This is a genomic window from uncultured Brevundimonas sp. (assembly GCF_937863155.1).
Taxonomy (GTDB): Bacteria; Pseudomonadota; Alphaproteobacteria; order Caulobacterales; family Caulobacteraceae; genus Brevundimonas.
This window is the reverse complement of sequence record NZ_CALMFB010000042.1, coordinates 1-12,072: the sequence shown is the minus strand read 5'-3', so window position 1 is coordinate 12,072 and position 12,072 is coordinate 1. Positions and strand designations below refer to the sequence as shown.

The 12,072-nt window shown below is 69.1% G+C and carries 14 protein-coding genes and 1 tRNA gene; 10 read left to right on the top strand and 5 right to left on the bottom strand.

Features of this window, described 5'->3' with window-relative positions; genetic code table 11:
* Window positions 1-6 precede the first annotated feature (6 nt).
* Window positions 7-81 (bottom strand) — tRNA-Gly (locus tag Q0581_RS06370).
* A 173-nt stretch (window positions 82-254) separates the two neighbouring features.
* The gene (locus Q0581_RS06365) at window positions 255-1,037 is read right to left on the bottom strand and encodes an SDR family NAD(P)-dependent oxidoreductase (RefSeq protein ID WP_298698702.1); all 783 of its coding nucleotides are present in this window, start codon (window positions 1,035-1,037) and stop codon (window positions 255-257) included.
* A gap of 55 nt (window positions 1,038-1,092) precedes the next feature.
* On the opposite strand from Q0581_RS06365, the gene Q0581_RS06360 reads away from it, so the two are divergent.
* Window positions 1,093-1,491 (top strand): YkvA family protein, encoded by a 399-nt coding sequence (locus Q0581_RS06360; RefSeq protein ID WP_298698700.1) that lies wholly within the window; start codon window positions 1,093-1,095, stop codon window positions 1,489-1,491.
* Here Q0581_RS06360 and Q0581_RS06355 read toward each other — a convergent pair.
* Complete coding sequence (locus Q0581_RS06355; RefSeq protein ID WP_298698698.1) at window positions 1,488-2,213, bottom strand: 2OG-Fe(II) oxygenase family protein; 726 nt, start codon at window positions 2,211-2,213, stop codon at window positions 1,488-1,490. The two genes, Q0581_RS06360 and Q0581_RS06355, sit on opposite strands and share 4 nt — an antisense overlap.
* 8 nt (window positions 2,214-2,221) lie before the next feature.
* A complete protein-coding gene (locus Q0581_RS06350) occupies window positions 2,222-3,229 on the bottom strand; it encodes an NADPH:quinone oxidoreductase family protein (protein WP_298698696.1) in 1,008 nt (335 codons plus the stop codon).
* Between the two features lie 111 nt (window positions 3,230-3,340).
* On the opposite strand from Q0581_RS06350, the gene Q0581_RS06345 reads away from it, so the two are divergent.
* The 5 genes from Q0581_RS06345 (at window position 3,341) to trmB (ending at window position 8,010) form a co-directional block, all read left to right on the top strand.
* A complete protein-coding gene (locus Q0581_RS06345; protein ID WP_298698695.1) occupies window positions 3,341-4,228 on the top strand; it encodes an isoaspartyl peptidase/L-asparaginase in 888 nt (295 codons plus the stop codon).
* Between the two features lie 69 nt (window positions 4,229-4,297).
* Window positions 4,298-5,062 carry a peroxide stress protein YaaA gene (yaaA, locus tag Q0581_RS06340; protein ID WP_298698693.1) on the top strand — a complete coding sequence of 255 codons (765 nt, stop codon included), beginning with the start codon at window positions 4,298-4,300 and terminating at the stop codon, window positions 5,060-5,062.
* 82 nt (window positions 5,063-5,144) lie between these two features.
* Window positions 5,145-5,993 (top strand): 3-hydroxybutyrate dehydrogenase, encoded by an 849-nt coding sequence (locus Q0581_RS06335; RefSeq protein WP_298698691.1) that lies wholly within the window; start codon window positions 5,145-5,147, stop codon window positions 5,991-5,993.
* Window positions 5,994-6,076: 83 nt separating this feature from the next.
* On the top strand, window positions 6,077-7,273 hold the full coding sequence (metK, locus tag Q0581_RS06330) for a methionine adenosyltransferase (protein WP_298698690.1): 1,197 nt from the start codon (window positions 6,077-6,079) through the stop codon (window positions 7,271-7,273).
* 47 nt (window positions 7,274-7,320) lie between these two features.
* The gene (gene trmB, locus Q0581_RS06325) at window positions 7,321-8,010 is read left to right on the top strand and encodes a tRNA (guanosine(46)-N7)-methyltransferase TrmB (RefSeq protein ID WP_298698688.1); all 690 of its coding nucleotides are present in this window, start codon (window positions 7,321-7,323) and stop codon (window positions 8,008-8,010) included.
* Here the strand turns inward: trmB and Q0581_RS06320 are convergent.
* Entirely contained in the window at window positions 7,997-8,509 is a 513-nt protein-coding gene (locus Q0581_RS06320) for a biotin transporter BioY (protein WP_298698686.1), read from the bottom strand. The genes trmB and Q0581_RS06320 overlap by 14 nt on opposite strands.
* A 181-nt stretch (window positions 8,510-8,690) precedes the next feature.
* Between Q0581_RS06320 and rimP the strand changes: the two genes are divergently transcribed.
* The 4 genes from rimP to Q0581_RS06300 form a co-directional block, all read left to right on the top strand.
* Window positions 8,691-9,290: a ribosome maturation factor RimP gene (gene rimP / locus Q0581_RS06315; protein WP_298698684.1), complete on the top strand. Its 600-nt coding sequence runs from the start codon at window positions 8,691-8,693 to the stop codon at window positions 9,288-9,290.
* Window positions 9,290-11,008, top strand: a complete 1,719-nt coding sequence (gene nusA, locus Q0581_RS06310) for a transcription termination factor NusA (protein WP_298698683.1) — start codon at window positions 9,290-9,292, stop codon at window positions 11,006-11,008. Before rimP ends, nusA begins: the two co-directional genes overlap by 1 nt.
* Before the next feature lie 18 nt (window positions 11,009-11,026).
* The gene (locus Q0581_RS06305; RefSeq protein ID WP_298698681.1) at window positions 11,027-11,689 is read left to right on the top strand and encodes an RNA-binding protein; all 663 of its coding nucleotides are present in this window, start codon (window positions 11,027-11,029) and stop codon (window positions 11,687-11,689) included.
* 73 nt (window positions 11,690-11,762) lie between these two features.
* On the top strand, window positions 11,763-12,072 hold a 310-nt coding region (locus Q0581_RS06300), incomplete at its 3' end, for a translation initiation factor IF-2 associated domain-containing protein (protein WP_298698680.1).

Sequence of the window (12,072 nt, the reverse complement as noted above, 5' to 3'; positions counted from 1 at the left end):
TTCGACTGGAGCGGGCGAGGCGATTCGAACGCCCGACCCTCACCTTGGCAAGGTGATGCTCTACCCCTGAGCTACGCCCGCGCTCTCAGTCGAGGGCGGGCCTATACCGGACCCGCGCGGACCCCTGCAAGCCCCTACGCAAGAAATTGTGCGCATCGCGCTCAAGTCGTGAGCGACCGCGTCGCGAACATAGCGCCAAACCTTGCGCTCAAGCAGCGAGCGACCGCGTCGCGAGCGTTAGCGCCCGCCTCGCGTCAGCGCGGCGCAAGCCGGATGGCGCCGTCCAGGCGGATGCATTCGCCGTTGATATAGGTGTTCTCGGCCAGGTGCAGGGCCAGGGCGGCGTAGTCGGCGGGCGTGCCCAGGCGTTTGGGGAAGGGGATCATGGCGGCCAGGGCGTCCTGAACCTTCTGGTCCATGCCGGCCATCATCGGCGTCCACATGATGCCGGGCAGGATGGTGTTGACCCGCACCCCCTCACTCATCAGGTCGCGCGCCATCGGCAGGGTCATGGCGTAAACCCCGCCCTTGGACGCCGAATAGGCCGCCTGGCCGATCTGGCCGTCCTGGGCCGCCACGCTGGCGGTGTTGACGATCAGGCCGCGCTCGCCGTCGTCCATGGGGTCCAGGGTGACCATGCCCGCGGCCGACTGGCTGGCCACGCGGAAGGTGCCGAACAGATTGACCCGCACGGTGCGTTCGAACTGGGCCATGTCGTGGGCCTTGATCTCGCCGGTGTCCTTCTTGCGCGACACCGTCTTCTGGCCGGTGGCGATGCCGGCGCAGTTGATGGTCAGCCGCTCCTGGCCATGGGCGGCGCGGGCCTTTTCGAAGGCGGCGGCCACCGAGGCGTCGTCGGTCACATCCACGGCGCAGAAGACGCCGCCGATCTCGGCCGCCACGGCCTCGCCCCGCTCGGCGTTCAGATCGAACAGGGCCACCTTGACGCCCCGCGCCGCCAGCGCCCGCGCCATGCCTTCGCCCAGGCCAGAGGCCCCGCCCGTCACCACCGCCGCAATCGACCCGTCGAGTTTCATGGCCGAAGCCCCTATATCTGAGTGAACCTATCGTCAGTCGCGGGATTTAGCGGCCATGTCCGCCAAAGCCAAACCCTACTCGGCCCAAGAGGCCCTCGATCCCAAGACCGCCCTGATTCCGGCGGTCCAGCGGGTCAACGAACGCCGCGTCTCGCGTGGCTTCTGGCCCAAGATCACCCGCACGGCGGCGCGGATTCCGTTCGCGGACCAGCTGCTGTCGGTCTGGTATGCCGCGCGCGACCCGGAAACCCCGACGGCGGCCAAGGGGATCATGCTGGGCGCCCTGGCCTATTTCGTCCTGCCGATCGACGCGATCCCGGATGTCTTCGCCGGCATCGGCTTCACCGACGACGCAGCGGTGATCGCCGCCCTGATCGCCACCCTGGGCGCCAATATCCGCAAGCGGCACCGCGACCAGGCGTCCGAGGCGCTGGAGCGGCTGAAAGCGCGCTAACCCGCCTCTGGCGGATTGGTCCGCCACCATCCGGTGATCGAATAGCGCGCCGCTCCGGCGAAGGGGGCGACCATGCTGACCGTGTGCCAGGCGGGCACGCGGAAGACGTTCAGGGTGTCGAACTGGGGCGCGAAGGTCTCGGCCACCTGGCCGTCGGGTTCGGTGAACATCAAAAGGCCGCCCCAGTCCGCGCGCCACACCGGCGAGACGTTCAGCACATAGGCATAGAGGCGCCCCGCCCCCTCATGCTCGTCGGTATGGCCGTTCAGGAAATGGCCGGGCAGGTATCGGGTCGCCTGGGCGTCGACATAGGCGATGGCGTCGTCGCCGGTCAGGCGCCGGGCGAAATCCAGCCACGGCGGCGCGTTGAAGGCGGCGTGCAGGTCATACAGGGTCTGGGGGATGGCCAGTCCCATGCCGCGCGCCTGGCCCAGGCGCAGCCGGTCGAACACGAACTGGAACCCCTCGGTCGCCTCTTCATGGGCCATGGCGATCAGCCGGGCCTGTTCCTCCAGCGGCTCGGTCTCGAACACCGCGACGGGCACATCGGCGTTGTAGGGATTGCGGATGGCCCGGTTCCAGACCATGGCCGGGTCGGTCATGGCGGCGTGGACGGCGGCCGAGCCGTCGCCGAAGATCCCATGCAGCCGCGTGCGCCCCGTCTGCGCCAGCCTGCGGGCCGCCGCCGTCACATCCAGGGCGGGGTCGGGAACGAAGCTCATGTGGGGCCTCATGCCGGGTCGTCGATGGTGACGACGATCTTGCCCATCGCCTGGCGGTCGCCCAGGGCCTGGATCGCCTCGGCCGCCCGTTCCAGCGGGAAGGTGCGGCTGACGCGCGGTCGGATCTTGCCGTCGGCGTACAGCCCCATCAGCTCGGCCATGTTCAGGGCGTGGGCGGCCGGATCGCGCATCACCGCCGCGCCCCAGAAGACGCCGATCACCGACACAGACTTCAACAGGGTCAGGTTCAGCGGCAGCGACGGAATGCCCGCCGGGAAGCCGACCACCAGATAGCGGCCGTTCCAGTCCATGGCCCTGAGCGCCGGCTCGCAATAGTCGCCGCCGACCGCGTCATAGACCACGTCGGGGCCGTCGCGGCCGGCAGCCAGCTTCAGCTCGCCCGACAGCTCCTTCTGGGCCGCCTTGTCCATAGGGCCGGTCGGATAGATCAGGCCGTTGTCGGCCCCCAGATCCAGGGCGAACTGGACCTTTTCATTGGTCGAGGCGGCGGCCACGACGCGCGCGCCCATGGCCTTGCCCAGCTCGACCGCCGCGGCGCCGACGCCGCCCGCCGCGCCCAGAACCAGCAGCGTCTCGCCCGGCTTCAGCTGGGCCCGGTCCTTCAGGGCGTACCAGCTGGTGCCATAGGTCATGACCAGGGCCGCGCCTTCTTCGAACGACATGGCGTCGGGCATCTTGATGACCGTCTCGGCCGGAACGGCGATGCGCTCCACCAGTCCGCCCCAGCCGGGCACGGCGATGACCCGGTCGCCGCGATGCAGGCCCTTGACCCCCTCGCCCACGGCGTCGACCACGCCGGCCACCTCGCCGCCGGGCGAAAAAGGCCGCTCGGGCTTGAACTGGTATCTGTCCTCGATGATCAGGGTGTCGGGAAAGTTGATCCCCACGGCCTTGACCTCGATCACCACCTGGCCGGGCTGGGGCGTGGGGTCCAGCACCTCGTCCAGCACCAGGGTTTCGGGGCCGCCGGGGGCCTTGGACAGAAGGGCGCGCATGGATGGGGGCTCGTTCGCGAAAGAGGGCGTGGCGCCCCGGGTCGGGGAACGCTAATCAGGCCCCGGCCCGTTTGCAAAGAGGCCGAACACCAAGACGTCAGGAGACGACCCATGGCCCCAATCAGCGGCCGACCCGCCCTGATCCTGCACGGCGGCGCCGGCGCGCGGCGCGGCGTCAACTATGACGCCGAGATCGCCCACATGCGCCAGGTGGTCGAAACGATGAGGCCGCGCCTGCTGGACGGCCTTTCGGCGGCCGAGGCGGTGGTTCAGGCGGTGACGATGCTGGAGGATTCGGGCCTCTATGTCGCCGGGCGCGGCGCCTCGCCGAACGCCGCCGGGGCCTATGAGCTGGACGCCAGCCTGATGGTGGGGCCGGATGGCCGCGCCGGGGCCGTGGCGGCCCTGCAGGGGTTCCGCAATCCGATCCTGGCCGCCCGCGCGGTGATGGAGAAGACGCCGCACGTCCTGCTGGCCGGCGAAGGCGCGGCCCTGTTCGCCGCCGAACAGGGGCTGGACGCCATCGGCGACGAAGCCGCCTGGTTCACCCATGCGGGCCAGGGCGACGACAACCATCCGCCCGGAACCCTGGCCCACGGCACGGTCGGCTGCTGCGTGCTGGACGTGCAGGGCCGTCTGGCGGCCGGAACCTCGACCGCCGGGGTGTTCGGCAAGATGGCCGGACGGGTGGGCGACAGCCCCCTGCCGGGCGCCGGGGTCTGGGCCGACGACCGGGTCGCGGCCTCTGCCACGGGCCAGGGCGAATATTTCATCCGCGTGGCCGCCTGCGCCCAGACGGCCTGGCGCGTGGCGGACGGCGCGTCCCTGACCGACGCGGCGCGAGCGGTCATCGACCGGATCGGCGCCCTGGGCGGGGACGGCGGCCTGATCGCCCTGGACGCCCAGGGGACCATCGCCGACCCCTACAACAGTCAGGGCATGAAGCGCGCCTGGCTGACGGTCGAGGGCGAGGTCGGGGTCGATGTCTTCGGCGACTGAGTCCGGGGAGAGGGCTTGCGACCTTCGACCCGGTTCAAACTGTCGCCGAACGGGTCTAGAGACCGCGCCATGCTGATCGTCCTGTCTCCGGCCAAGCGGCTGGACTTCGCCGAACCGCCCGCCGGCCTGCCCGCGACCCAGCCGCGTCTGGCGGACGACACCGCGACCCTGCTGAAGACCGCGCGGCGCCAGACCCAGGCCGATCTGCGCCGACTGATGGGCATTTCCGACGATCTGGCGCGACTGAACCAGGCGCGGTTCCGCGCCTTCGATCCTGAGGCGACGGGCATCGGCGTCCAGGCGGCCCTGGCCTTCGCCGGCGACGTCTATCAGGGGCTGGACGCCCGCAGCCTGCCGGCCGACGACCTGATGTGGGCGCAGGACCGATTGCGTATCCTGTCGGGCCTGTATGGCCTGCTGCGGCCGCTGGATCGCATCCAGCCCTATCGGCTGGAGATGGGAACCCGGCTGAAGACCCGGCGCGGGGCCAGCCTGTATGATTTCTGGGGCGACCGCCTGTCGAAACAGCTGAACGCCGACGCCGAGGGTCAGGCCGAGCCGGTGCTGATCAATCTGGCCAGCCAGGAGTATTTCGGCGCCGTGGACGCCCGCGCGCTGAAGCTGCCGGTGATCCACTGCCAGTTCCGTGAGACCAAGGACGGCGAGACGCGCATCGTCTCCTTCTTCGCCAAGCGGGCGCGCGGCGCCATGGCGCGCTGGATCATCCAGAATCGCATCGAACAGTCTCAGGACCTGAAGCGGTTCGACGCCGACGGCTATGGCTTCCAGCCCGCGCTTTCCAGCGACAGCGAGTGGGTATTCACCAGGGGATGAAATTCTGTCCGCCGCCTGTCGCCATCATCGGTTTCAGTCGCTAGGCTGGACTTTGCAGACGACTTCTAGAGACGGACGATCCATGTTCCAGTGGCCCAAGCGCGGCGGCGACGCCGACGACCAGACCCTGCCTTTTCGTGATTACGGCGACCTGAAGGGTCAGGTGGCGGTCATTTCCGGCTCGACCTCGGGCATCGGCCTGGCCCTGGCGCGGGCGGCGGCGGCGCATGGGGCGGACGTGGTGCTGAACGGCCTGGGCGATCCGGCCGAGATCGAGCGAACCCGCGCCGAGCTGGAAGCGTCATGCGGCGTTCGTGTCCGCTATCACGCCGCCGACATGACCCGCGGCGACGAGGTGGCCGACATGGTCGCCTATGCCAAGCACCAGCTGGGCCGGGTCGACATCCTGGTCAACAACGCCGGCGTCCAGCACGTCGAGGCGGTCGAGAAATTCCCCTCGGACCAGTGGGAACGGATCATCGCCATCAATCTGTCGTCGGTCTTCTACGCCAGCCGCGCGGCCATTCCGATCATGAAGGCGCAGGGGCGCGGGCGGATCATCAACGTCGCCTCGGCCCACGGCCTGGTCGCCAGCCCGTTCAAGTCGGCCTATGTCGCGGCCAAGCACGGCGTCATCGGCTTCACCAAGACCACGGCCCTGGAACTGGCCCAGGACAACATCACCTGCAACGCGATCTGCCCCGGCTATGTCGAGACGCCGATCGTCGCAAAGCAGATCGCCGATCAGGCCCGCACCCGCGGCCTGTCAAAGGAACAGGTGATGCGCGACGTCATCCTGGGCTCGCAGCCGACCAAGAAATTCGTCACCACCGAACAGCTGGCGGGCCTGTTCCTGTATCTGGCCAGCGACCTGGGCGGATCGGCCAACGGCGCCAGCTTCTCGATCGACGGCGGCTGGACGGCGCAATAGACGGCGCATCGGCTCAGCCTCTCTTGAAGATATAAGCATATCTTTATATGTCTGGCGCCCTTCCCGCCTCAGGAGCTGCATCCGTGTCCCGCACCTCGTTCCATTTCACCTCGGAAAGCGTGTCCGAGGGGCACCCCGACAAGGTCGCCGACCAGATTTCCGACGCCGTGGTCGACTTCTTCCTGTCGCGCGATCCCGAGGCGCGGGTGGCGTGCGAAACCCTGACCACCACCAACCGCGTGGTCCTGGCCGGTGAAATTCGCGGCAAGGGCGTGTGGAACAGCGAAGCCAACGACTGGGAGCCGGGCGTGGCCGACCAGATCGAGGCCCTGGCCCGCCGCGTGGTGCGCGACATCGGCTATCAGCAGGACGGCTTCCACTGGGAAACGTTCGACTTCGCCAACCATCTGCATGGCCAGTCGGCCGACATCGCCGTCGGCGTCGACGCCACCGCGACCAAGGACGAGGGCGCGGGCGATCAGGGCATCATGTTCGGCTATGCCAGCAACGAGACGCCCGAGCTGATGCCGGCCACCCTGGCCTACAGCCACGAGATCCTGAAGCGTCTGGCGGCCCTGCGTCACGACGGCGGCACGATCCTGGAGCCGGACGCCAAGAGCCAGGTCACCCTGCTGTACCAGGACGGCAAGCCAGTGCGCGCCACCTCGATCGTCGTCTCGACCCAGCACGCCGTGGGCAAGACCCAGGGCGAGGTCGCCACCGTGGTCAAGCCGGTGGTCGAAAGCATCCTGCCCGCCGGCTTCATCACCAATGAGACGGTCTGGCACATCAATCCGACCGGCGTGTTCGAGATCGGCGGACCGGACGGCGACACCGGCCTGACCGGGCGCAAGATCATCGTCGACACCTATGGCGGCGCGGCCCCGCACGGCGGCGGCGCCTTCAGCGGCAAGGACCCGACCAAGGTGGACCGTTCAGCCGCCTACGCCGCGCGCTACCTGGCCAAGAATGTGGTCGCCGCCGGCCTGGCCGACCGCTGCACAATCCAGCTTTCCTACGCCATTGGCGTGGCCCAGCCCCAGTCGGTTCACGTCGATCTGCACGGCACAGGCAAGATCGACGAGGCGGTGCTGGAGCGCGAACTGCCCGCCCTGATCGGCGGCGCCACGCCGCGCGCCATCCGCGAGCACCTGGGCCTGAACAAGCCGATCTACGAGCGCACCGCCGCCTATGGCCATTTCGGCCGTACGCCCGAGGCGGACGGCGGCTTCTCGTGGGAGAAGACCGATCTGGTCGATCGGCTGAAGGCCCTGGCCTGATCCGACGCCCTTCTCGCGCGAGGGCGGAAGGGTTAAGGACGCCCGCCATGACTTCCGATCCTGCCGACCACCGCCCCTTGCGCACCTTCGGGCGCATCAAGTCGCGGCCGATCAAGCCGCGCCAGGCGGCCCTGTTCGACACCCTGCTGCCCGCCGTGGCCGTGCCCGACCCCAAGGCCGGGCCGGTCGATCCGCGCGCGCTGATGCCCGAGGCGACCGAGGCCTGGCTGGAGATCGGCTTTGGCGGCGGCGAGCATCTGGCGGCCCAGGCCCAGCAAAACCCCCAGGCGGTGATCATCGGCTGCGAGCCGTTCCTGAACGGCGTCGGCTCTCTGCTGCGGCACATCGACGAGCGGGGGCTGAAGAACGTCCGCGTCCATGCCGACGATGCGCGGGCGGTGGTGGACGCCCTGCCGGACGCTTCGCTAGACCGCGTGCTGATCCTGTTCCCCGACCCCTGGCACAAGGCGCGGCACAACAAGCGCCGTCTGGTGCAGGACGAATTCGCCGCCGAACTGGTGCGGGTTCTGAAGCCGGGCGGGACGCTGCGTTTCGCCACCGACTGGGCCGATTACGCCGACTGGGCGCTGGAGCGGTTCGCCCGCACGCCGGGGTTGGAGCGGATCGGCGACGTAGACGACTGGCATGCGGCGCCCGCCGACCATGTCGTCACCCGCTACGAGGAAAAGAAGCTGGGCGACGTGGCGCCGATCTTCCTGGATTTCAAACGCGCCTGAACCGGTCGCGCGCCGCCAGCACGCCGACCACCAGCGCCGACTTGACCACGGCCCCGATCAGGAAGGGCGCCGCCCCGTCGCGCACCGCTGCCTCGATACCTGTGAACCGCGCCAGCCAGGCCGCGCCCAGGGCCAGGATCAGCAGGTGCAGAAGACTGAACACGCCAACACCGCGCAGCCACGGCCGCGTCAGCCACCCCTTCCGTCCCGCCCAGCCGGCCAGGGCCGCCGCGATGGGGAAGCTGATCAGATAGCCCGCCGTCGGTCCCCACAGAGCCTGGACGCCCCGGCCCCCGTCCGAAAACACCGGCAGGCCCAGGGCGCCCGCCGCCAGATAGACCAGCACCGCCGCCGCGCCCCAGACCGGTCCCAGCCAGGCCCCGGCCAGCAGGACGACGAAGGTCTGCATCGTCATGGGCACGGGAACCATGGGAACCGAGACCTGGGCGCACGCGGCGATCAGCAGGGCGAAGGCGGCGATCTGGATCAGACGGATCATGCCTGCGCTTGTGCGGCCGACGAAGGGGGCTGACAAGCCGCCTGGAAGGGCCTATATCGCGCCTCACATCGTTAGACCGGCGTCCTAACGGCGCCGTTTGAAGCGGCGGCCCGGATGGCCCGCCGCTTTTGTTTTGGATTACCTCCGGCGCCTGCGTGGCGGCCGGCCATCGAGAAAGACCTTGCGCGCAAAGACCGCTGAAGATCGCGCCCTGCTGGAGCTGCTGGACCCTGTCGCGGAGTCTGTCGGCCTGGACATCGTGCGCATCCGCCTGATGGGCGGAACCCTGCGCCGGCGGTTGCAGATCATGGCCGAGCGCCCCGCCGACCACGACATCTCGGTCGAGGAATGCGCCCGTCTGAGCCGCGCCGTGTCCGAGGTGATGGACGCCGCCGACCCCATCGCCGGCGAATATCTGCTTGAGGTGTCGTCGCCCGGCATCGACCGGCCCCTGACCCGCCCCGTCGACTTCGAACTGTTCGAAGGCTTCGAGGCGCGGCTGGAGACCGACCGCATGGTCGAGGGGCGCAAACGCTTCAAGGGCGTTCTGGCCGGGGTCGAGGACGGAAACGTCGCCATCGACCTGGACGGCGAGGACGACACCGCCCTGATCCCCTTCGACTGGCTGGCCGACGCCAAGCTGGTCATGACCGATGCCCTGCTGAAGCGCGGGGCCGAAATCCGCGCCGCGCGCGGCGAACCTGAAGACGACGGCCTGCCTTCCGACGGGCCGTCACCCCTGAACACCAACACGACCACGACACCCGAGGACAACGCCTGATGGCCGCCACCGGTATTTCCGCCAATCGCCTGGAACTGCTGCAGATCGCCGACGCGGTCGCGCGCGAGAAGATGATCGACCGCGAGATCGTCATCGAGGCCATCGAGGAGGCGATCCAGAAGGGCGCCAAGTCGCGCTATGGCGCCCATCACGACATCCGCGCCAAGATCGACCACAAGACCGGCGAACTGTCGCTGACCCGCCACGTCACCATCGTCGAGGACGACTGGCAGCCGGAAGACGAGCTGGAAGAGTTCAACGACAGCGCCATGGTCCGCCTGCGCGACGCCGCCAAGCGCGACCCCGAAGCCGTGGTCGGCAAGGAATATGTCGAGGAGCTGCCGCCGTTCGAGTTCGGCCGCGTCCAGACCCAGATGGCCCGCCAGGTCGTGACCGGAAAGGTCCGTGAGGCCGAGCGCGCCAACCAGTACGAAGAGTTCAAGGATCGCGTCGGCGAGATCGTCAACGGCACGGTCAAGCGCGTCGAATACGGCAACACCATCGTCGATCTGGGCCGGGGCGAGGGCGTGATGCGCCGCGACCAGTCGATCCCGCGCGAGGTGTTCAACATCGGCGACCGCGTGCGCACCTACATCTATGACGTCCGGCCCGAGGCCAAGGGCCCGCAGGTGATGCTGAGCCGCGCCCACCCCGGCTTCATGGCCAAGCTGTTCGCCCAGGAAGTGCCCGAGGTCTATGACGGCGTGATCGAGATCCGCGCCGCCGCCCGCGACTCGGGCTCGCGCGCCAAGATGGCCGTGCTGTCGAACGACAGCTCGATCGATCCGGTCGGCGCCTGCGTCGGCATGCGCGGTTCGCGCGTGCAGGCGGTCGTGGCCGAACTGCAGGGCGAGAAGATCGACATCATCCAGTGGAACGACGACGAGCCGACCTTCATCGTCAACGCCCTGGCCCCCGCCGAAGTGTCCAAGGTGGTGATGGACGAAGAAGCCGGCCGCGTCGAAGTGGTGGTGCCGGACGAGCAGCTGTCGCTGGCCATCGGCCGTCGCGGCCAGAACGTGCGTCTGGCCTCGCAGCTGACCGGCTGGCAGATCGACATCATCACTGAGGCCCAGGACAGCGAACGCCGCCAGAAGGAGTTCACCGAACGCACCGCCCTGTTCCAGGAAGCCCTGGACGTGGACGAGGTGATCGCCCAGCTGCTGGTCACCGAAGGCTTCGCCACGGTCGAAGACCTGGCCTATGTCGAGCCCTACGAAATCTCGGACATCGAGGGCTTCGACGAGGAGACGGCCGAGGAGCTTCAGGCCCGCGCCCGCGACTTCCTGGACCGCCAGGCGGCCGAGCAGGACGCCAAGCGCAAGGCCCTGGGCGTCGAGGACGGCGTGCTGGAAGTGCCCGGCGTGACCCTGGCCATGGCCGTGGCCCTGGGCGAAGGCGGCGTGAAGACGGTCGAGGATCTGGCCGACCTGGCCACCGACGAAGTGCGCGGCGGCTATGAGGTCCAGAACGGCGAGCGCGTGAAGGTCGCCGGGGTGCTGGAGAGCTTCAACCTGTCCCAGGAAGACGCCGAACTGCTGATCCTGCAGGCCCGCGTGGCTGCCGGCTGGATCGACGCCTCCGAACTGCCCCAGCCCGAGCCGGAATACGAAGAAGACTACGCCGAGGGCGAATACGACCCCGAAGCCGTCTTCGCCGCGCCCGAAGCCGACGACGTCGCCGCCGAACCGGCCGACGACGAACCCCAAGACGCGTGATGGAGGCCCGGACCGTCCATGACGCCTCGCGAAGGAGCGATCGATAGGGAGCGCCGCGACCTGGTCACCCGCCAGGTCATGGATGAATCTCGCCTGATCCGCTTCGTCGCCGGGCCGGACGGTTCGGTCGTTCCCGATCTGGCGCGCAAGCTGCCGGGGCGTGGCCTGTGGGTCGCGGCCGACGCCGCCTCGGTCGAGACTGCGGCAAGCAAGGGCCTGTTCGCGCGGGCCGCCAAGGCGCCGCTGAAGGCCGATCGCGACCTGGCCGGCCTGGTCGAACGGCTGCTGGTCCGGCGCTGCCTGGACCAGCTGGGTCTTGCCCGGCGCGAAGGCGTGCTTATCTCGGGCTTCGAAAAGGCCGCCGCCGCGATCCGATCGGGTCGCGCCGCCTGGCTGGTCGAGGCCGCCGACGGGGCCGCCGACGGGCGCGGCAAATTGCTGAACCTGGCGCGCCACCAGACGACGCGCGTGTGCGGCGCCTTCAGCGCCGAAGATTTGAGTTTGGCCCTCGGGCTGGAAAATGCGATACACGCCGTCCTGCTTTCAGGCGGGCGGGCCGATCGCTGGACCTTCGAGGTCGAACGACTGGCGGGATTTCGACCGCTTCTGCCCCTTTTCTGGGGTCAGGATGCGACAGAAGCCCCGAATACGGACTTGGACGGGCGGGGTTCTGCTCCTTGAGGGGGCGGGGCGACGCGCGGCTTTTTGTGTTTGAGGATATGGGGCGGTCCGCCGCCCGTTATGAAGCGACCGGATGACTGACGAGAACGACAAGACCAACGACGGCAAGACGAACCCGACGCCTTCGGCCACGGGTCCGCGCGCGCCGCTGAGCCTGAAACCCCGTTCGGCGGGGGCGGTCGCGGCCGGCACCGTCAAACAGAGCTTCAGCCACGGCCGCTCCAAGACCGTGGTGGTCGAGACCAAGCGCCGCGTCGGCGCGCCGGGCGGGGCCGTGCAGCGCCCGACCGGTTTCGACGTCGCGCGTCCACGCACCGAGGCGCCGGCCCCCGCCGCGCCCCGTCCGGCCGCGCCCGCCGCCTCGACCGGCGGACTGTCGAACG